This is a genomic window from Bacillus cereus group sp. BfR-BA-01330 (assembly GCF_022663885.1).
GTDB lineage: Bacteria > Bacillota > Bacilli > Bacillales > Bacillaceae_G > Bacillus_A > Bacillus_A cereus.
Genome location: NZ_JAKUGK010000004.1, coordinates 370,077 through 395,230 on the forward strand (window position 1 = coordinate 370,077; position 25,154 = coordinate 395,230).

Sequence of the window (25,154 nt, forward strand, 5' to 3'; positions counted from 1 at the left end):
TTCTATGTTGGCAAGAGTACGGATTCTCTCCATACTCTTTTCCTAGCTGTTCGTATCATGTTCCTACTAAATTGACCTAGCGAGTCTAAAACCGAGATCATCTATATGAAATGTAGGATGGCTTCGACGACGACAAGTAGCGCCGCACCCTCTCGCTGTTTCAGCCCAACTACCACCACGAAAAATACGGTATGATCCGTACACTGTTTCATCATACAAATCATAACACCATTCCCAAACGTTCCCTAGCATATCATAAAGTCCCCATGCATTCGGTTCTTTTTGGCCAACGTCATGAATCTCTCCATTTGAATTTTCATTATACCACGCTATATCATGAAGTTTCCCGTATGTATATCCGGTTGTACTTGCTTTACATGCATATTGCCACTCCGCCTCAGATGGTAATCGGTAGCCATTTGAACCTAAATTACATTTCACAATTTGACCACCATCACTAATAGAATAATATTCTTTTAATCCCGCTTTTTTTGAAAGTACATTACAAAACGAAATGGCATCGTTCCATGAAATATTGACAACTGGTTTATGATTTTCATCAAAATTATTTAATGTACTATTTGTAATAGCATCATATAGTTCCATTGTTACAGCATACTTTGCAAGAAGAAATGGTTGAATTTGTACTAGCCATTCTTTTTTTATTCGATCATCTCTTAATACTACCTCTCCAGCTGGAATATTGACCATTAATGAATCGATTAGTTGAATTAAATCGTTAGTCATTTTCTATTCCTCCAAACGTTCATTTTATATGAACTTAAAGTCATATACTCATTACAAAATACAATTTTCAAAAAGCGTTAAATTTTTCATAATAAAAAACGATTAGTTTTATTAAACTAATCGGTAAGATTCACAAAGAATTTTTGTGTTACATTCTATAATTATATGTGCTCTAAAAATTTCCGAACCTCATTTGGAGATTTTAAAACAATAACCTTTTTCTCTTCCGGCAATTGCTCTAACCCTTTTAAAATTGTAGGTCGTTTAGCATTAGGATATTCCCATATCCATTTAAAAAATTGCAAATCAAATCTTTCTTCACATCCCACGCCCATATCTGGTCTTATTTTATTCCGGTATTTTACAATTCTTTTAAAAGCACGATAAATACAAATTGTTCTATGAATATCAAGGAAGATAATTGTATCAGCTGCATTCAGTCTTATACCCATCGTCCCGCCATAATTCCCATCAATAATCCACTTCTCATCTTTAATTAAGTTATTTTGAACTGCTATTTGTTCTTCTCTCGGAACACCTTCCCAATTCGGTTTCCAAAATAATGCATCAAGATGATGCACCTTAATATTTAATTTATTTCCTAACTGCCTTGCTAATGTGGATTTTCCTGAACCGCCAGAACCAATTAATATGATTTTTTTCATACCTTTACGATACCTTCTATAATTTCTTCAATATCTTCCTTCTTAGCAAAAATCCAGAAGAACATTTCTTCATTTAACTTTAATAAATCTGGTAACTGGACAAAATAAGCAATAAAGATAATTTGAATTGAAAGCATAACATACCAAATAGCTTTTAGTTCTTCTTTCGTTAAATCATTTTGTTTATAATAACCTTCAAAGACTTTGCTAACGATATGTAACCATTTTTCTCTTAATCTTTCATCACTAAATAGCTCGCTTAATACACTTGTACAGCAATAACATAAATCAAATATTTTTACATTATTTTCTAAAATCTCGAAATCTATAAACCCTTCCAGTTTATCATCTTTAAAGATTACATTTGATAGATGCATATCACGATGAATAATTTGTCTCGGTAATGGATGGACCGTTTCCTTGAAAGCTGTGTGCATTCGCTCCATCTTTTGAATTACCTCTCGATGAGCATGCTCGTTCTTTTCTAAAATCGGTATAGCCCATTCAAATACTATCTTATATAAATCTCTTTTTATTAACTCATGGTCACTATTCACCGAATGTAATGCTTTGTGCAGATTAGCTATTTCTTCTCCAATTGTACTTGCTAGCCTTTCCAGCTTATTCGTATCTTTTATTTCTAAAACACTTCCGGCAACATACTCATATAAGCAATAATATTTTTCTTTATATAATACATATTGTTCATCATTTTCTGTCTTTACTACTTTCTGTACTTTAATTCCCTTTTCATACAGTTGCTTCAAAACATCGAATTCAACTAGAAGTTGCTTTATCGATCCTGTTTTCTTTAAAATATACTCTTTATTCTTGCATAAAACCTTCGCTACTTTTTGTTGAATTACAGTAGCTGTGACATGTTCATTTTGAAACCAAAACTTTGCAATTTCCAGTGCTTGTTCCATTTACAAATACCCCTTTTACAATTCTTATGTCTTCCGAAAAATAACCTCACACAGTACTCCCACTCCAACCCCAATTGTATAAGCCACTAAATCACTCCACAAAAAACCGTATCCCAACACGAGTCCGCCCAAAGTCGTTGTACGAATGCTATCTATCCATTCCGCATGATACAATTGGCTCACTTCAATCCCGTAGCAAAACATTAAACTAATAAAAGCCAACTTCTTCGTCTCTGTTTTAGGAAACAAAAATCCAAAGCCAGTGAAAATCATTAATGCCCATAAAGCATCGCCTAAGTAATCATTTAATAGATGTGGTAGTGCAAAAGAAAACTTTCTTGAGCTAAGACCTAAAATAATAATAACTATAGTAAATAGTGCATATACTACTCTATTTCGTTTCGTATTCATTTTAAAGTCCCCTAATATGTAATGTAAAACTGTAAATAGCTAGTAAAACAAAGTTATTTTACTAGCTATTTATTAGTTGCTTTAATGATAAGAAAATGTGGATTCGTATTTAGATAATAATATGATTTTTCGTCTACTTCTTTCATTTTTTCAATTGCCTTCGGTTCTACTATCTCTTCTAATACAAAATAATTTGTAGTTTCATTTAGTATGTCTTGTAATGATCTTCTAAAAAACTTGACTTCAATAGTAATATTCGGTTTAACCCAAGTATCTATTAATAACTGTTTTTCAAAATAATTTTTACATGGAAACTTTGTGAAATCCATAAAAGGATGATGAATAGAATAAATAAGTTCCCCACCTTGCTTCAATACACGACGAAATTCTTGAAATACTTGATTCCAATTTTCTAAGTAATGAAGAGTTAACGAACTTACAATCACATCATACGTATTATCTTCAAATGGCAATGTTTCTTGCAGATCATGACAAAGGAACGTTGCTTCTTCTCCTATATTTTCTTTTGCTGCTTTTACCATTTCAGGACTTACATCAATTGCTGTAACATTTGCTCCTCTTCCTATGAATTGAGAAGTATACCATCCAGCTGCACATCCAGCATCTAATATTCTTTTTCCTTCTAGTTCCCTTGGAATAAGCTCCATCATCGCCGGTCTTTCATAATAACTGTTATATGGATTTGCAAAATCTAGATTTTCTTTATATGTACTCGCTAATTTATCATACGTATCTTTAATCGAATCTTTCATTACACACACTCCTAATACATATTAATCCATTAACTCCTGCTGCTTTTTCTTTGAAAATGATTGTAGTACTAGATCATACGACCAATCAATCATTTTATTAATTTGCTCCTGCTCTATACCCTTATGAATATAAACGGTATTCCAATGTTTTTTATTCATATGATACCCTGGAATAATTGTTTCTGGATAATCTTCTCTTATTCTTAATGCGACTTCTGGATCACACTTCAATGTAATCGCAGCTTTTTCGCCTTCTTCATGATTTACTATCGCAAATATTTTATTATTAAGCCTCATACATGTTGCACTCCAGCCATCTGGAGAATCTTCTGTCGCTTTTCTTTTCGATAAACAGTACGCTCTTGTTGCATTCATTTTAATTGGCACCTCTTATTCTTTCCCTGTTTGATTACGATGCATCACAATTTGCTTCGTTGCTTGAAATTGCTGCTCACCGTAAAACTTTATTAGCTTCTCACCGCAAAATAGACTAACAATATCAATATGAGATATTTCTCGAAGTAATATTGTAAGCATTTTCTCTCCAATACCTTTATTTCTTACACTCTCATGTACGACAACATCTTCAATGTATGCTCGAAAAACACCATCAGAAACGACTCTAGCAAATCCAACTAATTCATTTTCTTCCCATACTCCAATGGCTATACTATTCTTTAACATTTTTTCAATATCGACTTCTTTTCTTTCTGGCCACCAACCGACAGAATCATAAAGCTTCTTTATTTTTTCTGCACAGATTGGTTGTTCTTGTTGCAATTTATACGTGTACATATGCTTTCTCCCATCAACCAGTATACATAATACTATTATAATCTCTTTTCAAAAAAGTGCTGACTATGACCTTTCGGATGATCTTCAACGACACCATACTCCCTGTAACCGTGCTTTTTATAAAATTCTGGCGCTTGAAAACTAAATGAATCTAGCAATATTAATCTGCACTCTTTTTCCTTCGCAATTTCTTCAATTTTATGTAAAAGTTGGCTACCATAACCGTCATGACGAACTGATTTATCAACCCATAAAAAGTCGATATGAAGATGATAAAAATACATCGTACCTGTTACACCACCAAATATTTTTCCTTCTTCATTTTTTACTACGAGGCTTACTTCTTCCATCGGCTGTTTTACTTCATCTGTTAAGATGGACATATTATATTGAATAACTTTATTTTTAATGTATTCTCCTTCAATACGTGTACCGTTCTCTATATGTTTCATATACATTGCTTCCTTTCAACTTAGTAAGCTACATTTTATTTTTCCCCTTTAAAATACTAATCAAAACGAATCCACCATATGTAACAAAGCATGAAAAGCTAATTATCCCTAGTACAGAGACATAGCCTACCCTTATGTAACTTATAACTGCAAAACAAGCGATAGACAATAAAATAGATGGCCAAAATATAACAGCTATTTTTCTTCGTCCTCGTTTCGATGTACTTTCTTTCTCTTCAGAAACACGTGTGCCAAAAAGCAATACAATACAAATAAGGATCGCTGCAAAGTAAATTGTATCTAATGACAAATTGTGATCATATAGTGCGATTCCAACTTCAAGAGCAATAACCGTTAAAATTAAAATAATGATTGTTGAAGTCTTTAAGTTTCTTTTCAATCGCTCACTCCTAGCATGCTTTCACTATATTCTTTGTATATGTACTTTAAAACTATTGCAAAAGCTTCATCTACCTCTTTATTTTCACGTCGATTCGGTAAATCTTTTCCCCCCATCACATAAAGAAGCGGAAATTCGTTAAACATTCCTATAATACCAATATTTATTGTAGCTGTGAGTAATCCACCTGTCATATGAGCTAAATGATAATATGGGATTTCTTCATACTCTCCTTGCTGTCTTACCATGCCGCTAATAATTGGTTCCCATAATTCTGGTTCTGATTTATAACCTTGAAAGGTTTGTATGAAAAGGGCAAGAACTTCCTTAATTCTCCAACATTTTTCTCATCTCTAGCATTCTCTTGTATATAAATTTTTGAAAAGTACGTTTGTGCGTACATTTTCACAGCATCCCATCCACCACAGTGCATTACAACTGACTGTGCAACGCAACTATCATGACAAGCAATCATTACCTCTACCGCTTGACTAAGTGTTAAAGAAGTTCTTCCTTGTAAATGCGGATATAACTGCCCACTATCTTCATGCGGATTAAATTTAATGTGATGAAGTATATCATTCCAATTATGTTTATTTTCCTTCACCATTTGCGTTACTACAAATCCAATGACTAATTTTGCTGCTGATGCTAACGGAATATTTAATTCATTATTATATGAAGCAACTATCCGATTATCTTTTGTAGAATAAATTGCCATTCCCACATAATTAGATTGTACCTCTTTTATTTTATTTATAACAGTTTCCATTTCCATCCCTCTTTTTATATCGTTATATTAACTTCTAATATTTCAACATTGAATGTAAAAAACCTTTTCATTAGCTATTAAAATAAGAAAAAGGTAGCATGAATTTTTTCTTGCTACCGAAAAATATTTATTCTTCTATAGGATTTTCAGGACCGTTAAGTTCCAGCTGATAAAAAGCTAAATCTAGCCATTTATTAAACTTATAACCAGCTTTTTTTATTGTTCCTGCATGAATAAATCCATAGTTTTGATGCAAGGCAATACTTTTCTCATTCTCTGCATCAATTCCAGCAATTAAGGTCATATACTCTCTTTCCTTTGCAATTTCGATTAATGTTTTCATTAAAGACGTCCCAATCCCATTTTTTCTATAATCCTTATCAACATACACCGAATGCTCAATTGAATATTTATAAGCAGGCCAAGCTCTAAATGGTCCAAATGTCGCAAATCCTACTACTTTATTATCTAATTCATATACGAAAATTGGATACCCTTCAGCCTTTTTTTGTTCATACCAATCTATTCTATTTTCAAGGGTTACAGGTTTATACGCATATACAGCTGTTGTATAAAGTATCGCATCGTTATAAATATCTAAAATGTATGCTAAATCTCTTTTCGTTGCTTCCCTTATCATTGTTTTCTTCCTTTCATCATGTTCATCTTATTTCACTATCTTTTCAATAGTTTTATTTTATCGAAATTTCCGATTTTTATCTACATACGAATACTAGCTTTTCGGAAACCATCAAGTATATTTATTGCAGCAGATAACATGTAGAAGAAAATTCCTCCCCCAATGAGCCACGTTTTAAACTCCTCTGGGGAAGTAGTAAATGCATTTGCCAAATACGTAATGAATCCTTCGTTTAATAAATGTGGATTTACTACAATTACAATGAATATGATTGTTCCGACTACTTGAAGAATAGCATTTCCAATTGCCAACCTTTTCGTCCATTGTCCCTGTACTAACTTATAAAGTGATATAGCTACTTCGAAAACGATCATAACCAAAATTAGGGGCCAGTATTGAAGCAAAACATCTTGATTAAACGTTGGCGCGACAAACTTCAATCCGTTTTCTGTACCATGATATACGCCTACAAGATGATTCGCATAAAAGTAAAGTGTAGTCCAAACTGCCGTCCACATTAAACCTCCAAAAACTTCAAACTTCGAGATTGCTTTTTTCTTTGGGATATACGAGATGTTTTTCAAATCATCTGGTGTCCATTTTTTAAAACTTGTCGTCAACGGCTCGATACCTTTGTCTTTATCTGTTCTTTCTAAAATAACAAACACAAGTGTCAACCAGAAAAATACATGGAGACCCACTTCAAAAATTTCCCCTATACCTTTACCTATCAATTGTAAAATAACATTTAATACCGCTTGATCACCATTATAGCCTATAAAATTTTCTGCAACCATTGAAATGAGCGCAATAACAGCTGCAATTGGTATAATCATTTTTAATAGCGTCGTATATACATCAAAATAACGTGGTCCAATTAAATGCATTGGTCTATCCAAGTACCCATTAGCCAATGAAACTGGACTTCCCAATTTTTCGAGTACGCTCTTCACATCTTCCTCATTATAATCGTCTGGTAACATATCCTCTATTGTTGACCGTAGTTCAAGTGTAATATCTTCACGATTTTGTTCAGGCAATCTCTTCGCAACTTCATGGACATACATATCAATCAAACTCATTTTCGTCCTCCTCCTTTAATAAGTTATAAAGTTCTTTCGAATCCTTTACCCACTGCTTTTTCAATTGTAAAAATATCTCTAATCCATATTCACTTAAAACATAATACTTACGAGGTCTACTCTCTGTTTTATCCCAACTACTCGTCACTAACTCCTGCTTTTCTAATCGGCGAAGTAGCGGATATAAAGTACTTTGATCAATTGTAATCCCTGATTGCTCCAATAACTGGACAAGTGAATATCCGTACTGCGGCGTTCTTAATTGACTTAAAACAGCTAACGTTAATGTCCCTCTTCTTAACTCAGTAATTAACGAGTTTAATAAAGTATCCATTCACTCACCTCATTTCCATTACTATATGTCATACAGTATGTGTTTTATACTATGTATCGTACAGTATTAATGTGACAAAAACTATAATCATTTACCAAAAAACGGATAATAAAAAGCGCAAATTATATGATTTTTGCTTTTTTAGCTAAGTTATATATCTATAGCACTCTAAAAGGTAGCAACCTTAACTACTAATTTTGAAGTTCCAGTAATGCTATATTAAGTTACAAATATCGTATACATATGATGTGAACATAACATTTCACTATAGGAAGCTATAAAAATGGCGAATTACCATGCTTGAATGATTCTCGTTTTCAGCACCTAATCAACGTTATTTCCTTCATAAACTTCATCTTGTTCAAAATCTTTATTTTTGTTTGGTTTATTAGAGAAAAATAAAAAAACAATTAAATTAGGTTAATTGTTTTTCAAATGCAAAATCTTTATTTTTTTAAATAATCTATGATATTCGAAAAGACAAACTCTCCAAATGCAAGTGGTATATAAATAAACCATAACTTTAATATTGCCTTTGTTTCTTTGTGATCAGAATCCCCCATTAAAACCAGCCCAATCCTTTTTCTTCTAATATTTTCATTTTAATTCCAATAACAAGGAAATTATACCATTTATCAATATTATAGTCTATTTTTTCTAAAAATTAGATAAATAAAACTCTTGTATTCCCTCAACATTCAGATAAACATAATAATTTTTTTTACGTTTCATCTTCAAAGTCTATAATGAGTCCTGTTAGAACTGCTTCATTACCAATCGATTGGATCCCGTGACCAATAAAATCCATCTTAAATTCTTCCCACTCTAACTGCTCTTTTGTGATTCATCGTCACATTATGATGAATCACTCATACATTATCTAGAAGTAAAAACCCTAATTCACTTTTCTCTTAAAGAGCACAATTCAAATGTGCTCTTTTTAAGTCTGTTCGAATAAAATTAAAAATCCTACTGATAAACAAAAAATCTCGTTTATCAATAGGATTCATTAGCTATATATAGCAATTATAGCGAACTCCATCGCCTATTACTAAAGTCGAACTGATTTAAGTAATATAAATTCCCCGTTTTCTTTAGAAAATGGAACAACCTCTACAATCGCCTCAACATTAATTACTCCGTAAACATGCGGATATTCTTGACCGTTTGAAGCAAGTTCATATTTTACTTCTGCTTTTAATAGGGCTGGATCAATTGTAAGTAATAAAACATCTTCTTCATGCTTGAAATATTTTTCTGCAACTCTTAAAGCTTGATCTACTAATGAACAATGAATAAATCCCTCTTCTATAAGGGAATCTTCATTAATTTTTCCAATTATTTTTGCGATTTCCCAATTACTTTTGTAATCATAGTAACTCTCCCTTTTTAATTTATGTAATGATATAATAACACTAAATTTTCAACACGTTCTTAATAGATTGGGGACTTATAATGGATAAACCTCTCACTACATTACAAACTATTATTATACATATGAATACAAATGAGCATTGGCATGATTTTATTTGTTACTGTCAGCATCGCGAAGCGGGACTTCGAAAATTAGCTTATAAACATTTAGAGACATTTATTTCAAATGCAAAGAAATGGGAATCAAAAGATCAAGAGGAGTTTGCCATTTCACTGTTTACTATTTTAGATGCATCAAACGAAAAAGATGAGGTGTTAACTTTCTCACTAAATAGTTTTCTAATTGACATTCTATATAGATGGACAGAAAACACCCCATTTGATTCAAGGCCTTTTAGATGGATAGGAATTTATATGGACTCTAGCAATAAAGAAGACGATTTAGAAAAATCCCTTCGAAAAGCGATTGAATTAGGTGGTGATACCGAACAAGAAGCCATGATATACCTAGTTTCTAATTACATCCATACTTTAGAATTTGGTACACATGAATTCCCTTCAGGTTATTGCGGAGATTTAAGCGAATGTATAGAAAAACTTCCCTATATGTTTCAATTAACTAATAGAATTCAGAATAAGAACATAAAGGAGCAAAACATTGGTCAAATACAAGAACAACTACACTTAATTCTAGATTGGTTAAAACATACACAAATTCCAGTAGATGCTGTTCGTATATGGGAAAAAGAACAAACTAAGGAATTAGAAATGGTCATTGTATATTATTTACACAACAGCTCAAGTCGTTAATTCATCTTGTACAGAGATAATAAAGTTGTTTAAAACATAATAAAATTGTTTGAAAAACGCCAGTCATGTTATTCAACAATCGGACTATATAATGGAATGAACCCTTGTAAAAATTAGAAATATTTGAAATAATCATTATTAAGTTGAAGCAGAACGATTGCAGAAAAAGGTGATACGACTTTTTCTTACTTAAGAATCGCGAAACAGTTGAAAATTTTAATTAATTATATTCCGAAAGGGTGTGTGTAGTATCTTATCAACTAATGTTTTTACTTATAAATCTAAGGATGGAAAAACAGTAATAATTAGAGAAGCTAAAGAACAGGATGCAGAAAGAATACTAGATTCTGCTTCAAAAGCTTTAATAAACGCTCCATACATGCTAAGTACGGTTGAGGATGTAAAAAAGGTACGTATCGATGCTATTCAAAAAACGTTAAAAGCTTATCATGAAAATCCAAATTATGTACAGTTTATTGCTGAAGTTGATGGTAAGTTAGTCGGTGCAATAGATTTTAAGAACGGAAACAAAGAAAAAATTAGTCATCAAGGGGCTTTTGCGATGACCATACTACCTGAATATCGAAATTATGGTATTGGAAGAGCTCTTCTAGAAACGTTAATCAATTGGGCTAAAAATAACAGTAAGATTGAAAAAGTTTGTCTTGAGGTAATGGAAGATAATCTAGGTGCAATCCAGTTATATAAGAATCTAGGCTTCTTTGAAGAGGGTAGAAAAGCAAAGGGTGTAAAATTGGATGATAGCTATCAAAATTTAATATTAATGGCTTTATTCGTTTAAAATTGAACATTATTTAAATGTAGTGTAGTGCTTTGATAAAAAAGGATAAATCTTTTACAAAAAATATCCCCTACTTTCTAAACCACGAGTAGAGGATTATGGCGTTTTAATAGACTTAGGAAGATAGATACAATTCGTTGCTAAAAGGACCATCATCCGTTGTGGATTTGAAATAAAGTTTGATCATTTTTTATCTATTTTATGCCACAATCGCACCCTTTAGTTGAATAAAGGAACAATTATCTATGAAGTGATCCTTTCTAGTAGTATAAAATTAAATGCAAATTAAGCTAAAAGTTATTATATTTCGTTATCACTGATTTAGCCCTTTCAATAAGCTTATTTTTTATGAAATCAGGTTCTATTATTTCTGCTTCTTGTCCAATATTCCAAAGTAGTTCAACATAAAACCACTCTTCTGAAGGGTTAATATTCTTTGTTATTTTCGCGGTTCCATCTGAATTGTATTCCATATTATCTCTTAACCATGATATGCTCTCAGCTTTTCTTTTTCCCTCTTTGCTTAAACTCACTTCGAGCTTTATGAGATTAGATTCACACTCAGAATACAGCCATTCTTTAACATTCAAATGGACATTAGTGGAATGAGAAGCAGAATTAATAATTGTTTTTTTTATTCGATCTACCCTGAAAAGCCTTATGCCTCTTCTCATTCTACAGTAAGCGGGACAATACCAATACCCGTTATATACGTATAAGCCCATAGGTTCTATCTCTCTATAGATTTCATCTTCAGTTGTTTCATATAAGATATTAACAGTTTTCTCTTCTACAGATGCATCATAAAGGTTTCTTAGCACCGTTTTATCTACTTTAATATTTGGTTGCCACATCAAGATTTTGTCTCTAGTATTCTCAATTGTATCGGAAGTTTCCTGAGGAATCATATTGAACAGTTTATTTAGAATTACTTTATATGAAGTAGAAAAAGGAGTGGCGCCAACATATTGCATGGCATCTATTGCAAAAAATAAAGCTATTATTTCATCCTCACTAAACCAAATAGGAGGAATCATTTTATTTTTTAGTGTACTAAACCCTCCATTTCTACCTCTTTCTGAATAGACTGGAAAGTAAATTTCACTTAGCTCCTGTATATCTCGGAGGATTGTTCTCTCTGAGACTCCTTCGGATTTAGCAAGTTCCTTTGCAGTAATGGAATTATTATTGTTTAATGCCAGCATGATTCTAATAATGCGTTTAGTTTTAGACATTTAATCACCTTTTTCATAAAATATGACAAAATCTGTCTTATTTATAGTATAAGCTAATTTTAAACTAAGTGAAGGAGGCTAATGCAAAAATGAATACCATCGAATATATTACTGAAACGAAAGAAGTATTATTTTCACGTAAAAACTTAAAAAATGAAGAGATATCTGCGAGATTAATAACTGATTACATTGTAAGTAATGGTGTAGTTTACGAGAATATAGGCTCTTGGGTTGATGATGTAGTGAGAATTAAACTTAAAAAGTTGAAGGAAGAAACAACTTACCTAACTCAATCAAAGAAATACAACTTTAGATGTGTTGAATACCGAAAATATGAAGATGAACCATCGCAAAGAGAGGTGCTTCATGTTCTTGAGAAAGAAAGTACTTCTGACTTACTACCTCATCTTTTAATTTTTAATCCTTCTCTACAGGCGAGACCATTAAAAAGATGTGCATCAGAAATAGACGAAGATCGGGAAATATTTGTTGTATATTATTTAGATGATTGTGAATGTGAAAAATAAAGTGTATGCTAAAGAACCTACTTTCTCGATATTGAGAAAAGGCTTTTATTTTTTAGAACTCACATTTAAAAATAAATGTACATTTGTTCTCATTAAATTATATATTAATCATTATCTTTATTCATTATTATTTATTTCTACAGCTATAAATTAAAGACTTAAATTAGCAGCATGTAGTCTATTAAAAAGTACATTTTTTTCTTAAAGCACTACAGAAACGACTTTATTGTTATATTTTTAAGTACAGTGAAGTATCTTATATCGAAAATTAAATAACTTTATTGTCATTTTACACGTCTACCATTTTAATATAAAAAAGAGGATTTTCATACAGTACTAGAAAATCCTCTTTTTATATTTATCCCACATTAGCTTGCAGTAAAACTCCCCACTGATTATAGTTTCACTTTATTTTAATCCTTTAATTAAAGGTGACGCTTCCCCACTATGGAAAATCCATAGGTCATGAAGTGATCTCGTACATCCAACATATAGTAACTTTGCATCATGTTTTGTGTCTTTGTAATGTTCTTCATCCACATCAATTAAAAGCACCGCATCAAATTCTAAACCTTTCGCTAAATAGACAGGTACTACTGATATACCACCTTCATATTTACTTTGGTTTGCTTCAATTACGTTTACCGTTAATCCTGCATTTGTTAATTCCACATATATATCACGGCATTCATCTTCTGTTCTTCCGATTACCGCAATTGTTTTCACATCTGCATTTTGCAAATGTTTTACCGTCTTCACAATTTCAGTAAATTGATTTTCCGCATGAATTACTTTCACATCTTCTCCACTGCGGAAGACTGGTGTTGCGAGTCCTACTGGGATTTCTGCATTTTTAATTATTTCATTTGCAAATTCAATAATTTCTTTTGTAGAACGATAACTTCTTGTCAATTCATAATAACCGGTTTCTTGGAATACTTCCTTAAAAGCATTCCAATCTTCAATTCCTTGGTAATCATAAATCGCTTGCGATAAATCACCTAATATAGTGAAAGAATTACCTAATGTAATTTCTTTTAATACATAAACTTGGAAAGGCGAAAAATCTTGCGCTTCATCAATAACAACGTGATGAAACTTCTGCCCGATTTCAATCCCTGTTATACGATGATGTATGTATATTAAAGCTGGTAAATCTTCTACATACACTTCTTTTTTACGACAACTCTTTTCTGTTTCTTTAACAAGTTCTTCAGGTAATACCTCAAGTATTTCTTTACTTTTTACTATTGAACTATACAGTGAAAGAGCACTCATTTTCGGCCAAAACTTCATATATGCGTTCAGTCTCTTAGTCGCTTCTTTTTTAAGTAATTTTTTCTCGTTTGTTTCCCCGAATTTTTTAAGTTCAATTTCAATCCAGCGCTTCATTCGTCCTACTAATCGTTCTCTTCTTTTCTGTAAAGGATAATGTTTATATTCAACTTGCATCCATTTTTTAATATCTTCTACTGGAATAATCGCTCTATCCCACGCCTCAAAATCTTTTGTCGGAACTAACTCATTTTCAAATTGGATCATTCTCTCTTCAATAAACGTCTTAAATTCCAACGTACCCTTTAATTTACCTAGCATTACCTTCTTTTCATCACGATTAATTGAAAATGCTTCTTTCAATTTTTCTTCTGTCTGCTTTAGTTTCACTGAATCATCTAACGTACGTAATGCCCAATCCGGAAACGTTGTTTGACTAATATTCCCTACACCTAATTCAGGAAGTACACTCGAAATATAGTCTAAAAACAGACTATTCGGCGCAAATACGATCATTCTTTCTGCTTCTAGTTGTTCACGATATTCATAAATTAAAAAAGCAAGGCGATGTAAAGCAATTGTTGTCTTTCCGCTCCCTGCAACCCCTTGAATAAGTAATGGTAAATTTCTTTCCGCTCGAATAATATCATTTTGTTCCGATTGAATCGTTGAAACAATATCCTTTAGCTTATTATCTTTATTCTCACCTAATCGATATAGAAGAAAATCATCGGCATGCGATACATCTTCATTTCCTTTTACATATGTATCAACAACACGTTCAAGTTCTCTTTTTCGAATGGAAATGTTTCGTTTTAAATACACATCACCTTCTACTAACCCATCTGGTGATTGATAAAATGCTAATTCTTCTCCACCGGTAAATGAATAAAACATACTTGCGACAGGCGCCCGCCAATCAATAATGATTGGCTTCATCGTGTCCATATCCGAAACCCCTACTTTTCCGATATAAATCGGCATAACTTCTTCTTTTCCATCTTCCTGAAAATCTAACCTTCCAAAGTACGGCTCTTGCACACCAATACGTAAGTTTTGTCTATTAGACTCCCTCATACTTTCAAGAATTTGCTCTTTAAAATCTTCTCCATAATAAACCGGGGTTTTTTCAAGCTTATCCAATTGCTCATCCATCGTATGTAAAGTATCCTTCATTTTTTGTAACTCATCTTCAAATATGTTGCTCATTTCGACGATTCCCTCCTGTCCGTTCTAATTTTTCAGTCGAAGTATCATTGTATTAAAAACCCAATCATAAAGTCAATAGTTTCCGTTTAAATTTTCCGAAAAAACTTACTTTTCATCTTTCTAATTTAAAAAGAATATGCAACATCAAAATCACACAAATACACATATAGTATAGTGATGCATACAAAAGATACTACTTTCTATTTGTCTCCTATTTAATTTATCTATTAACAAATATTGTAAAAATTAAAGACTTTAATCAATGGGCGTTTTACTGCCCACAAATAGTAGGATAAATAAAAGTAAAGGAGGCTCTTCAAATGAATATTTTGAATCTATCTCAAGATTAAATATGCTTCTATCTGGCTGTATCCTTATGGTTTGTTGGTCAATTATGTATGTTGAAATATATAGACTTACAAAATCAGTCTGGCCATGTGTTATCATGCATGCAATCGAGGATGCTGTTCCTACTGTTTTAGCTACAATAACAGGGATTATTACTCTTACAAACAGTAGTGATTTTTGGTTAAATCCTACTAGCGGGGTCGCTGCTACTGTTTTATTTCTCGGAATTGGAATCGTACTAAGAACTATAAGAATAAAAAGAGAACGACAATTATTCACACAATAAAAAGCAGATAATGAATTCGTCATTATCTGCTTTCCAATTTTTAAAACTACCTTATTATATTTTTTGATACATAAGCCAGTCACCAGAGTCTATCACTTTCTTTAACATCTTTTTATTCTGAGCGATATACACATATGCCTCAATTTCCCTATCAGCAACATATACTGTTTGCGTGATTCGATCATATAAATCAGTCTCCGCATTACCTGTATATTCTTCTAGTTCATCTAACTTACACAATATCTCATCATTTACTACATAAACTTCTCCATACACCTGTTCTTCAATCGAATAAGTCATGGCCGGATATCCTTCATTCGTATCAAATAATTTCCCATATGTCCAAGCTCTGTCTGCGATGCATGTTGCACCTTGCATATAATGAGCATTCGTTTGTCCTCTTCTTAATGTGCCATAAACGAACACATGATACATAAATTCTTATCCCCTTTATATGTCTCTACTTTCTTATTTGTAAATAAGCACGAATCATAAAATAACTCACTTCATTCGGAAGCTGTTCTTTAATAGATTTCAGCCCACCCTCTGCATTTTGAACGGCAGTTTCAATAAGAGATTCATACTCTGCTGGAACAAAGCTTTGCCAATCTACTTCCATTCCATCCTCATAGCAGCGAATTAAATGGTTTTCAATTGTTTGTCTTGATAAGTTACGTTCTTTTGCAATCTCATTCAAATCAATACCTTGTTTATACATTTCATACGTTTCTAAATGAGAATTTGCGGACGCTTTTCCTGACTTTTTACGCTCTGAAACTACTTCTGTCTTAATCGTTTCAGCATAATTTGGATTTTCCTCAATAAAATGCTGAACTGCTTGTAAGAAGTGCGAACCATATTTCACAAGTTTGTGTTCTCCGATACCTTTTACCGTCAACAATTCGGAATCACTTTGCGGCATTTTCACACACATATCTTTTAATGTTTGGTCAGAGAAAATAACGAACGGCGGTACACCTTCTCCTTGTGCAATTTCTTTACGTACTTCACGAAGCACTTCAAATAAAGGATGGTCTTGAACAATTTGTCTTGTCTCTACTCGTTCTTTTCGTAAAACATTCTCTTTACCAAGTAATACTTCTTTCCCTTTTTCAGTTACTTTTAACGTCGGATAAGTGCCATGTTCAACTGCAATTAACTCGTCTGAAATTAAAAACTCGATAAACTCACTGACCTCTTTTACACTACGGTTCGATAAAAGCCCATACGTTGGTAAAGTATGAAAATTAAATTCAATAACTTTCTTATTCTTCGACCCAGTTAATACTTGCGCTATCATTTGCTTTCCAAAGCGTTGGTTCGTTCTAATCATGCATGATAAAACCATTTGTGATTCCCTTGTCACATCGATGCTCTCGCGATTGTCTGTACAATTACCACAGCGTCCACAATCTTCTTTCGGTTCTTCTCCAAAGTATTGCAAAATGAATGATTGTAAACATTGTTCTGTATGACAGTAATCGGTCATATTTTGCAATTTTTCAAGTTCATTTGAAAAACGTGATTCTCCAGTTGATTGATCAATTAAAAAACGCTGTACTTGTACATCTTGAGAAGAATATAACAATATACATGTACTATCTAATCCGTCACGACCAGCACGTCCTGCTTCTTGATAGTAACTTTCCATATTTTTTGGAAGCTGATAATGAATTACGTAACGAATATTCGATTTATCAATACCCATCCCGAATGCAGATGTTGCTACCATTACACTTACTTCATCTCGTAAAAAGAGTTCTTGTTGCTCATTTCGATCAATATCACTCATACCAGCGTGATATTTTGATACAGAAACTCCTGCCTTCATTAAATCTTCATATAACTGATCGACTACTTTTCTAGTAGCTGCATATATAATCCCGGATTCCTTTTGATTTTGACGAATATAATCCGCCAAATATGCATTTCGATCTTGCCCTTTAATAACAGAAAACGATAAGTTCTCACGCTCAAACGTTGTCATAATTGTATTTTCTTGATTAATTTCAAGTGTATTACAAATATCATCACGTACTTGCGGTGTTGCTGTTGCTGTTAATGCTAATACAAGCGGCTTTTCTGGAAGATAATCTAATATGCGATGTATATGTAAATAACTTGGACGGAAATCATGTCCCCACTGTGAAATACAGTGTGCTTCATCAATCGCAATCATAGGGATTTTCATATCGATAAGTTGGTCAACAAACTCCATCGAATCAAGACGCTCAGGCGCGACATAAAGTAATTTGTAATGTCCTTGTTTCGCTAATTGAATTCGCTGATTTGCTTCAGCAATAGAAATAGAACTATTAATATATGTAGCTGAAATGCCATTCTGTACCAATGTATCTACTTGATCCTTCATAAGTGATATTAAAGGAGATATAACCAACGTCGTGCCTTCAAATACTAATGCCGGAATTTGATAACAAATTGACTTACCGCCACCCGTTGGCATAATACAAACTGTATCTTTCCCATCTAGTACATTTTTAATTGTTTCATCTTGTCCTCTTCGAAACGAAGAATAACCAAAGTAGGACGCTAAAAGTTCTTGTGCTTTAGTAAACAAAAAAGAGTCACCTGCTTTTCTTTATCTTTCATCTACTTCTATTATATCAATCACTTATGCGACTTGAAAGGGATGGATAAATGCTTATTGTTTTTTCATTATTCTATATTTAATATGAATTAGCATCCGTGTTTTATATGTTTTACAACATTTATAACGTAAATCCAGTACACAAGAAGAAAGAGTTTCAATTTAAATGTTCATTTTATTTCCCTTTCTTGAATACTACTAATCGTATACATATAAATTCAGGAGGTTACTATATGAAGCATCGTAATATGAGTTCCATCACAGCGAAAACGAAAACGAAAACACAAAAACTCCAATTCTCTAATAATGATGCGTGGAAATATGAATCATACTATAAGTATCAGCCATTATTCTCTTATAAAAAGCTTTTTAATTTTCTTTCTCAACTTTTTAGACGTTAATATATGCGCAAAAAATATATCATTCACAGAATTTTTCTCAATATTAAATGTATAGACTTACTACAATTCAGTTGTTACCATATATAATAATCTGTTGGATAAACCCCTTAAGTTGACCTGCTTATATTAGCAGGTCTTTTTCATGATTACATACTTCTGTGCACTTCAATCCCACTTCCAAGTCTTTTCTCCATTTTATAACTATATTTAACTCCCAACAATTCATGATAATCATGAATTGTTGGGAGTTAAATTGTTCACATATAATTATGCAATTCTTCTTTCTCAATACACAAAATACATTTTACTTGTTACTATAAAAGTACTCCAGATGAGTTTTTGCTCATCGACATTATCTAGTTAATGGGGCCTGCCGCGGGAAGCAGGTCCCTTTGACTTTATGACGGTACCAATTTCATTTGGACACATTTACCAGGTTTTTTCAAAAGAATTTTATGATAACATTACGTAGTCGAGTCCGACATCTCGGCAATACCCTTTTGAGGGTCTGCAACTTCCCTTGCAGACCTTCTTTTACTTTATATTCATTTTATTCATATATACCACAACATCATTCGTTGAATTTCTCCATTTCAAATTCCCTAAAAATAATCTAGGACACGTAACTAAAAATAAATATTTATCATACTTTGAGTTATACATGTTCAAAGGAGTGTTACTATTTATGTATTCTTATTTGCAATCGTATTACTCCCCCTACCATAACCCTTATGTAAACTATGATTTATCCGTACGTAACTACCGAATTAGTAAAAACGAGAATTTTTTAAAAGGGTATATGCGTTCTTTATGGGAACAACACGTCGCTTGGACGAGATTTGCTATTATAAGTATTGTATTTAATTTACCAGATGTTAACGTTACTGTTGGACGACTTCTACAAAACGCAACACATATGGGACTATCACTTGAACCATTTTACGGTGAGGATGCAGTGAAAAAATATAGTGCATTAATTAAAGATCACTTAGTAATTGCAGCGGATCTTGTTAAAGCCGCAAAAGCTGGTAATCAAAATGCAGCGGCCGCTATAGAGAAAAAATGGTACGCTAATGGTGATGAAATTATTGAATTTCTTAACAGTATCAACCCATATATAGATAAAGAAGAATTTAGAAAAATGTTTTATGAACATTTAGCACTAACGAAAGCAGAAGCACTTGCCTTCCTAAATAAAGATTATGAAGCAGGAGTAAAACTTTACGATAAAATTGAAAAAGAAGCATTAGAAATGGCCGACATGATAACAAACGCAATCGTAAAACAATTCCCGCAAGTATTTCAATAAAGTGAAACTTTAATCAGAGTAGGTATTACTACTAAGTAATACTTGATAAAAATAAGTCGGTTTCCAAACATAAATCGGCTTATTTAGTTTTCTCTCCATGATATTTCACCTCTCCTCTTTACATTTAGCTTATATCGATATATTTTATTAATATCCGTTTTTTATAGGAGGAAATAGTTTGATTAACGCGATTGGTCTCGTTTTTATACTTACAAATAAACACGAGAAAAAAAAGAAAGTTTACTTAAATGAAAAATTTGCACTAATAGATATTATTGATTCTAAAGAAGTATTTGATGATGAAGGGAATCCTTTAGTAGAACTAACATGTAAATACAGTATATATTTAGATGAAAAATATTACTGTAAATCTCTCGATGATTATACCGGACAAGTATTTCCTTTCTTAAGTGCAAAAATAGGAAAAGGTCTTCTAAGAAACTTAAACTACTACTTTTCTTACGTTGATGCCTATGATAAGAAACCACCAGTTAAAGAAATAAGACCACTTATGAAACAAGTAACGAACAGATAGCCAAAAATACAAAAAAAGAAAGCATCTAACTCTGGATGTTTTCTTTTTTATTGAAAACTCATTAACTTTCATCCTCTTCTAAAAGTATGTATCCAAGCATATTTTAAATTAAAAACATTGGAGGATTAGAGTGAATGAAATACTCAGAAACAATTATAAGCAAACGACTTCGAATACTTAAAATGACGGGTATGTTTTTCATGCTAGTGTTAATAGCATGGATTGGCTATACAAAATTACTTTATGAAAACGGCTTTCTTCAAGAAAAAAAGAATTCAGTAGAAGTAATGAACACTAGCATTACAGGAGAAATAGAGCAGATTTTTCATATAAACTTGCAAGGTTATCGAAAAACAAGCCTTGATGCTGTTATAGAAGCAAGCAAAACCGATCCAAGTGAACTATCCCTAATTGAACTGGTCAACAAATCCTGCTCGCGAGATTGCATAGGCGAACCAGTAACATATGTAAACTCAAACAATGGATATATCTTTTATAAGGAATCTAATGGAACTAATGTAGCTATAACGGTTAAAAAGAAAGACACATGGGTAATTGTAAAGAAATCTGTTCAAGATGAAATATAATCACCCAAAAAAAGAGTACGTATCGTACTCTTTTTTATTATTAATACCCTTCCTCTTCATGAATACAATGGCATTTCGGTTTTGTTTTACAATGACATTTTTCACACTCACATTTCGGTTTCTCTTTGCAACAACATTCGTGAAAATCATTGCGTTTACATCTACATCTCCCAAACATTAAATTATCCCAAAATGTATTACAATTTCGGGAATGCCCACAATGACAAGTATTCCCCATGAATTTGCTTCCTCCTTAATAGAATTCATCATATTCTATGTTTAAAAGTATACAAAGGCTTGTTTATTAGTCTATTTTCTCCATATTATAAGTAGAGTTAAAAGATTACATAAAAATAAAAAACCGTCACATGACGGCTTTTTATTTAGCAAACTACTCTTTTGTATAAAAATATTTAATTCCTTTCGTATCTAACCAAGCAGTTACTTTGTCCAGTTCGTTCCCTTGACGATAATCTGTTTCGAAATACACAAGCCCTTGATTATCTCCACGAGATATTATTTTAGAAGTATATCCAAGCTTATCCATCATTTGAATCATGTCAGGAATTAAATTTACACCAAATTCATAAGTAACTACTTTGTTATATTTATTCACTATAATTCCAACCCCTTCTTGTTTTTTTATCGGCTCAACAATTTGATTTGTAAACCAAGCTAACGGCTTATTTCCAATCAGCTTATTTAAATCACATTTGCCGATACCAGCCACATTGCCTGTTTCTGTGTATTGCCAAATATCACATGGATATGCCGGTTTGTTACCACCATAACGAGGAATCCATACAAAATCAGAATTGACATTTGCCATTCCAAATGGAGCATACATATGATGAGCAATATATAAACCAGCCTTCTTAGCTCCTAATCTGCGTAATTCATCAATAAAAGCTTGTGTACCTGCTCTCATATCGTTCATTGTTCTTACTTCTACGTCAGCTACCCAAACTGTTGCATTTTTATCACCACGGTTCCAAAAGTCTCTTGCTTCTATCCGTGCATCCTCTACTGAAACGAAACGACAGAACGCATAATTACCAAACGGAATATTTCTTGCTTTCATTGCTTGTACATAATTTTTATATAAAGGATCTACATAATTTGAACCATCTTGCACACGTGCAATTACAAAATCTAATTGTGGTGCTGCGATATCCCAGTTAATGTCGCCATTCCATTTCGAAATATCTACAATATAACCCATTATTTAACATCTCCTTTTTCATTATTATATTCAAAGCTTGTTTTTTTGCTATTATCAACTAATAAATAGTATGAGAGGTATTATATTATTGGGTAATAATTTAAAATTCGGCTTATGTATTGAGAAAACAAAATATTATTACGGGTTGAATAAGTAAAGGTTTACAAAACTCTAAACTATATAAAGTGAAACGATAATTAGTAGGAGGCTACGAGCAGTGGAATTCCCACCTAATTTCTTAGCTTCATCCGAATTTTGAGGTGAGAATTTTACTACCCACAAATAGCTTGATAAATAAAACCACCTTTCTGACAGGTGGTTTTGTGTACTAATTTACATATACATTGTCCATATTTTTATAGTTACATAATTATTAGTTACTTAATATACTTGTTAACTAAATATAAGACAATTTTTAGTTTTTAATCAAACTAATTTTCATTTTATCTCACGTACTCATAGTACCATTTTCGTGCATCTAACCAAGCTGTAAATTTATCGATATTTCCAGACGGATAGCCATTCGTTATAGCATAACCAATGCCATCTTTCTGAACGACAATTTGTCCATCAATACCCGCATCTACCATAGCTTGAGCCAAAGCTTGTAAATTACTAAATGCTACACCACCAGTTTTTACTTTGAGCAAATCCGCTGCACCTCCTCCAGTTTGTCCTGTAAGAGCAAATACAACAGAATTAGCGATTTTATCAACATTCCATTTTGCCATATCAGATTCATTGTCAATAAATCCTAATTCTATAAGAATAGCAGGTGCTTTCGTCCCATTTAATACCGCTAAATCTGTACGCTGTTTCGCACCTCGATCACGCCATCCAATATCTTTTGCTAGTTGAGCTGAGATTTTAGCCGCCAAATCTTTCTGATCATAATACAAAACCTCAACACCCTGTCCATTTCCATCACTTGCATTAAGATGAAAAGAAATAACTAAATCCACAGCATGGGAATTGCTATTCCGAATGATATTATTTAAATTTTGTGATTGAGTTGCCCCTACCTCGTCCGTATCGTCATAAACCGTGTGTCCTAGGGATCTTAACTTAGCCGCCACAGCATCTTTAACTTGCCTATCTAAAACGTGTTCTTTCCGATTCCCAAAATTAGCACCTTGAACAATACTATTGTGTCCTCCGTGCAAACTATATCTGGCCATTATTTATCAACATCTCCTTTCTTAATATCCTATTCAAAACTTGTCTTATTGCTATTCCCACTTACAATCTTAACTGTACCCATATGTCCTACATTTTCTAGAAGTGAAGCAATTTGTTATCGATATAAAAAAGCTATCGCTTCATAAATCGAATGATTTATTCTCTAAATTACTTTTACATGAATGACGACACGAACAAAAAAAAGCATCACCCTTTCGGCGATGCCTAAAAACTCTATTTTACTTTTCAGCTCCCTAAATAAATAGAGTTTAAAATCACTGAAACTACACCTATATTTCCTCCCCTTCCTTCACAGCTTCTTTCAACCTCTGCAACATATATCCAATCCCTTTACACCCCTCTAGCGGATATGTAATCATTTCTTCTGGATATAACTTTGTCACTACTTTTTTATGCTTCTTCCCTGCTAGTAAGACGATTTCGTCAAACTGTAATAAACTTTTATCTACCATCTGTTTTTGTAATTGCTCTATATTTATTACCTCATCGCTTTTTGAATCAAATGCAAGATCATAGTTTTCTAATACAATATCATTTGGTCTTAAAAATCCATGTTTCGCCGATAATATAACCCAGTTTTCGAAAAACATAGTTGCGTACGCCTGACATGCTTTTCCGAACGGACTAATATACACATCTTTTGCTTCCATCGGTCCGTAGTCTGAATGTTTATCCCAAATTTTCTTTTTTCCACATGGAATTATACATATCCTTTTCATATATATTTCTACTCCCTTTACTTTGGTAAATAAAATTCATTATTTTGTACATTTTTCTCTCAAAATACTATATAATAATTCTGAAAAGTTTAAATTACACATTTTACCATATATGTACTATGGATCACTCTCATTGCAAATATTATAATACCATAAAAATTTTTGCATTTTTTTCTTCAAATTTTTATAATTAAATTTAAATATTATGATTTATAAATTAAATTAGGAAGGAGGTCCATAAAAATGAAAAATATTATCCCTGCACTATTAGTCTATTTTATTGTTTGCGTTATTTCCGTTATCATCCCAGCATCTGAAGGCTATAATTATGTCGGCTGGAAGTTATTTGTTGGGCAAGTGTATGCGATACCTATTTTCTTCATTACTGCTATAATTACATTTTATATAAACAAGAAAAAATCTTACGAATAAACGATTATAAGGATAGCTAACGCTATCCTTATTTTAATTCGTTAATCAAATTTAGAATGACCCTTGCAGTACTTTATATCCTTTCTTCTAAAAAGTCAAACGCAACTTCTGTATTTCAGCGTTTAAACGTAGCTCCTCCGAGAGCCAGCTCTCTAATTCTGAAACCGACGTAATATTTCGTTCTAAAAGTGACTGTAATTTACTCTCCAAATCATTAAACATACACAATCCTCCCGTTTTTAATTTTCTGTTTTTTAGAGATAAAAAAGGACAAGTAG

At 32.4% G+C, this 25,154-nt stretch carries 29 protein-coding genes, 2 pseudogenes and 1 riboswitch; of the genes and pseudogenes, 9 read left to right on the forward strand and 22 right to left on the reverse strand.

Annotated features, from left to right (window positions below; genetic code table 11):
- Positions 1–66 precede the first annotated feature (66 nt).
- The 14 genes and pseudogenes from MR112_RS13885 to MR112_RS13950 all read right to left on the reverse strand — a co-directional run bounded on the left by MR112_RS13885 (position 67) and on the right by MR112_RS13950 (position 9,405).
- Positions 67–747: a formylglycine-generating enzyme family protein gene (locus MR112_RS13885; RefSeq protein WP_048538310.1), complete on the reverse strand. Its 681-nt coding sequence runs from the start codon at positions 745–747 to the stop codon at positions 67–69.
- Positions 748–908: 161 nt separating this feature from the next.
- On the reverse strand, positions 909–1,412 hold the full coding sequence (locus tag MR112_RS13890; protein ID WP_048538309.1) for a DNA topology modulation protein: 504 nt from the start codon (positions 1,410–1,412) through the stop codon (positions 909–911).
- A complete protein-coding gene (locus MR112_RS13895; protein ID WP_242245046.1) occupies positions 1,409–2,338 on the reverse strand; it encodes a phosphotransferase enzyme family protein in 930 nt (309 codons plus the stop codon). Before MR112_RS13895 ends, MR112_RS13890 begins: the two co-directional genes overlap by 4 nt.
- A 24-nt stretch (positions 2,339–2,362) precedes the next feature.
- The gene (locus tag MR112_RS13900; RefSeq protein ID WP_226368769.1) at positions 2,363–2,749 is read right to left on the reverse strand and encodes a ribosomal maturation YjgA family protein; all 387 of its coding nucleotides are present in this window, start codon (positions 2,747–2,749) and stop codon (positions 2,363–2,365) included.
- Between the two features lie 65 nt (positions 2,750–2,814).
- Complete coding sequence (locus MR112_RS13905; RefSeq protein WP_017656468.1) at positions 2,815–3,522, reverse strand: class I SAM-dependent methyltransferase; 708 nt, start codon at positions 3,520–3,522, stop codon at positions 2,815–2,817.
- A 21-nt stretch (positions 3,523–3,543) separates the two neighbouring features.
- The gene (locus MR112_RS13910) at positions 3,544–3,897 is read right to left on the reverse strand and encodes an MmcQ/YjbR family DNA-binding protein (protein ID WP_000994622.1); all 354 of its coding nucleotides are present in this window, start codon (positions 3,895–3,897) and stop codon (positions 3,544–3,546) included.
- Between the two features lie 15 nt (positions 3,898–3,912).
- A complete protein-coding gene (locus tag MR112_RS13915) occupies positions 3,913–4,317 on the reverse strand; it encodes a GNAT family N-acetyltransferase (protein WP_017656469.1) in 405 nt (134 codons plus the stop codon).
- 35 nt (positions 4,318–4,352) lie between these two features.
- Positions 4,353–4,769 carry a GNAT family N-acetyltransferase gene (locus MR112_RS13920; RefSeq protein WP_000680416.1) on the reverse strand — a complete coding sequence of 139 codons (417 nt, stop codon included), beginning with the start codon at positions 4,767–4,769 and terminating at the stop codon, positions 4,353–4,355.
- Positions 4,770–4,797: 28 nt separating this feature from the next.
- Positions 4,798–5,169, reverse strand: a complete 372-nt coding sequence (locus MR112_RS13925; RefSeq protein ID WP_242245047.1) for a hypothetical protein — start codon at positions 5,167–5,169, stop codon at positions 4,798–4,800.
- Positions 5,166–5,941, reverse strand: a pseudogene (locus MR112_RS13930) (serine hydrolase). The gene MR112_RS13925 and the pseudogene MR112_RS13930 overlap by 4 nt, the downstream one beginning before the upstream one ends.
- Before the next feature lie 127 nt (positions 5,942–6,068).
- Positions 6,069–6,581 (reverse strand): GNAT family N-acetyltransferase, encoded by a 513-nt coding sequence (locus MR112_RS13935; RefSeq protein ID WP_000617521.1) that lies wholly within the window; start codon positions 6,579–6,581, stop codon positions 6,069–6,071.
- Between the two features lie 80 nt (positions 6,582–6,661).
- Positions 6,662–7,663, reverse strand: a complete 1,002-nt coding sequence (locus MR112_RS13940; RefSeq protein ID WP_227899887.1) for an HAAS signaling domain-containing protein — start codon at positions 7,661–7,663, stop codon at positions 6,662–6,664.
- On the reverse strand, positions 7,650–7,997 hold the full coding sequence (locus MR112_RS13945; RefSeq protein ID WP_000380296.1) for a PadR family transcriptional regulator: 348 nt from the start codon (positions 7,995–7,997) through the stop codon (positions 7,650–7,652). The genes MR112_RS13940 and MR112_RS13945 overlap by 14 nt, the downstream gene beginning before the upstream one ends.
- Positions 7,998–8,990: 993 nt before the next feature.
- Positions 8,991–9,052: riboswitch (Fluoride riboswitch) on the reverse strand.
- Entirely contained in the window at positions 9,049–9,405 is a 357-nt protein-coding gene (locus MR112_RS13950) for a DUF952 domain-containing protein (RefSeq protein ID WP_048564803.1), read from the reverse strand. Its footprint overlaps the riboswitch before it by 4 nt.
- Positions 9,406–9,452: 47 nt before the next feature.
- On the opposite strand from MR112_RS13950, the gene MR112_RS13955 reads away from it, so the two are divergent.
- Positions 9,453–10,181, forward strand: coding sequence for a hypothetical protein (locus MR112_RS13955; RefSeq protein ID WP_226368773.1), 729 nt, complete (start codon positions 9,453–9,455; stop codon positions 10,179–10,181).
- 241 nt (positions 10,182–10,422) lie between these two features.
- Entirely contained in the window at positions 10,423–10,983 is a 561-nt protein-coding gene (locus MR112_RS13960; protein ID WP_000337118.1) for a GNAT family N-acetyltransferase, read from the forward strand.
- A gap of 290 nt (positions 10,984–11,273) precedes the next feature.
- Here MR112_RS13960 and MR112_RS13965 read toward each other — a convergent pair whose 3' ends face one another.
- The gene (locus tag MR112_RS13965; RefSeq protein WP_063245509.1) at positions 11,274–12,218 is read right to left on the reverse strand and encodes a helix-turn-helix transcriptional regulator; all 945 of its coding nucleotides are present in this window, start codon (positions 12,216–12,218) and stop codon (positions 11,274–11,276) included.
- Between the two features lie 89 nt (positions 12,219–12,307).
- Here MR112_RS13965 and MR112_RS13970 point away from each other — a divergent pair, with 89 nt between their 5' ends.
- Positions 12,308–12,745, forward strand: a complete 438-nt coding sequence (locus MR112_RS13970; protein WP_006923929.1) for a hypothetical protein — start codon at positions 12,308–12,310, stop codon at positions 12,743–12,745.
- Positions 12,746–13,153: 408 nt separating this feature from the next.
- On the opposite strand, the gene MR112_RS13975 is transcribed toward MR112_RS13970, so the two are convergent.
- Positions 13,154–15,229, reverse strand: coding sequence for a HelD family protein (locus MR112_RS13975; protein ID WP_070757881.1), 2,076 nt, complete (start codon positions 15,227–15,229; stop codon positions 13,154–13,156).
- A gap of 319 nt (positions 15,230–15,548) precedes the next feature.
- Between MR112_RS13975 and MR112_RS13980 the strand changes: the two are divergent.
- Positions 15,549–15,863 (forward strand): annotated as a pseudogene (locus MR112_RS13980) (CPBP family intramembrane glutamate endopeptidase); the annotation flags it as partial.
- 54 nt (positions 15,864–15,917) lie between these two features.
- Here MR112_RS13980 and MR112_RS13985 read toward each other — a convergent pair.
- Positions 15,918–16,298 carry a gamma-glutamylcyclotransferase family protein gene (locus MR112_RS13985; protein ID WP_000274915.1) on the reverse strand — a complete coding sequence of 127 codons (381 nt, stop codon included), beginning with the start codon at positions 16,296–16,298 and terminating at the stop codon, positions 15,918–15,920.
- A gap of 25 nt (positions 16,299–16,323) precedes the next feature.
- A complete protein-coding gene (recQ, locus tag MR112_RS13990) occupies positions 16,324–18,441 on the reverse strand; it encodes a DNA helicase RecQ (RefSeq protein ID WP_242245049.1) in 2,118 nt (705 codons plus the stop codon).
- Between the two features lie 263 nt (positions 18,442–18,704).
- On the opposite strand from recQ, the gene MR112_RS13995 reads away from it, so the two are divergent.
- The 4 genes from MR112_RS13995 to MR112_RS14010 all read left to right on the forward strand — a co-directional run bounded on the left by MR112_RS13995 (position 18,705) and on the right by MR112_RS14010 (position 21,303).
- Positions 18,705–18,872, forward strand: coding sequence for a hypothetical protein (locus MR112_RS13995; protein ID WP_016122667.1), 168 nt, complete (start codon positions 18,705–18,707; stop codon positions 18,870–18,872).
- 685 nt (positions 18,873–19,557) lie between these two features.
- Complete coding sequence (locus MR112_RS14000) at positions 19,558–20,181, forward strand: acetylglutamate kinase (protein ID WP_242245050.1); 624 nt, start codon at positions 19,558–19,560, stop codon at positions 20,179–20,181.
- A gap of 178 nt (positions 20,182–20,359) precedes the next feature.
- A complete protein-coding gene (locus MR112_RS14005; RefSeq protein ID WP_000606231.1) occupies positions 20,360–20,716 on the forward strand; it encodes a hypothetical protein in 357 nt (118 codons plus the stop codon).
- A 134-nt stretch (positions 20,717–20,850) separates the two neighbouring features.
- Positions 20,851–21,303 (forward strand): hypothetical protein, encoded by a 453-nt coding sequence (locus MR112_RS14010; protein ID WP_242245051.1) that lies wholly within the window; start codon positions 20,851–20,853, stop codon positions 21,301–21,303.
- On the opposite strand, the gene MR112_RS14015 is transcribed toward MR112_RS14010, so the two are convergent.
- The 4 genes from MR112_RS14015 to MR112_RS14030 form a co-directional block, all read right to left on the reverse strand.
- Complete coding sequence (locus MR112_RS14015) at positions 21,304–21,477, reverse strand: hypothetical protein (protein ID WP_000503004.1); 174 nt, start codon at positions 21,475–21,477, stop codon at positions 21,304–21,306. It lies immediately after the preceding gene.
- A 217-nt stretch (positions 21,478–21,694) separates the two neighbouring features.
- Positions 21,695–22,525: a GH25 family lysozyme gene (locus tag MR112_RS14020; protein WP_242245052.1), complete on the reverse strand. Its 831-nt coding sequence runs from the start codon at positions 22,523–22,525 to the stop codon at positions 21,695–21,697.
- A gap of 443 nt (positions 22,526–22,968) precedes the next feature.
- Positions 22,969–23,703 carry an N-acetylmuramoyl-L-alanine amidase gene (locus MR112_RS14025; RefSeq protein WP_000135290.1) on the reverse strand — a complete coding sequence of 245 codons (735 nt, stop codon included), beginning with the start codon at positions 23,701–23,703 and terminating at the stop codon, positions 22,969–22,971.
- Positions 23,704–23,994: 291 nt separating this feature from the next.
- Positions 23,995–24,444 (reverse strand): DUF6884 domain-containing protein, encoded by a 450-nt coding sequence (locus tag MR112_RS14030; protein WP_000820903.1) that lies wholly within the window; start codon positions 24,442–24,444, stop codon positions 23,995–23,997.
- 243 nt (positions 24,445–24,687) lie between these two features.
- On the opposite strand from MR112_RS14030, the gene MR112_RS14035 reads away from it, so the two are divergent.
- On the forward strand, positions 24,688–24,876 hold the full coding sequence (locus MR112_RS14035; RefSeq protein ID WP_000789485.1) for a DUF4017 family protein: 189 nt from the start codon (positions 24,688–24,690) through the stop codon (positions 24,874–24,876).
- The last annotated feature ends 278 nt before the right edge of the window (positions 24,877–25,154 follow it).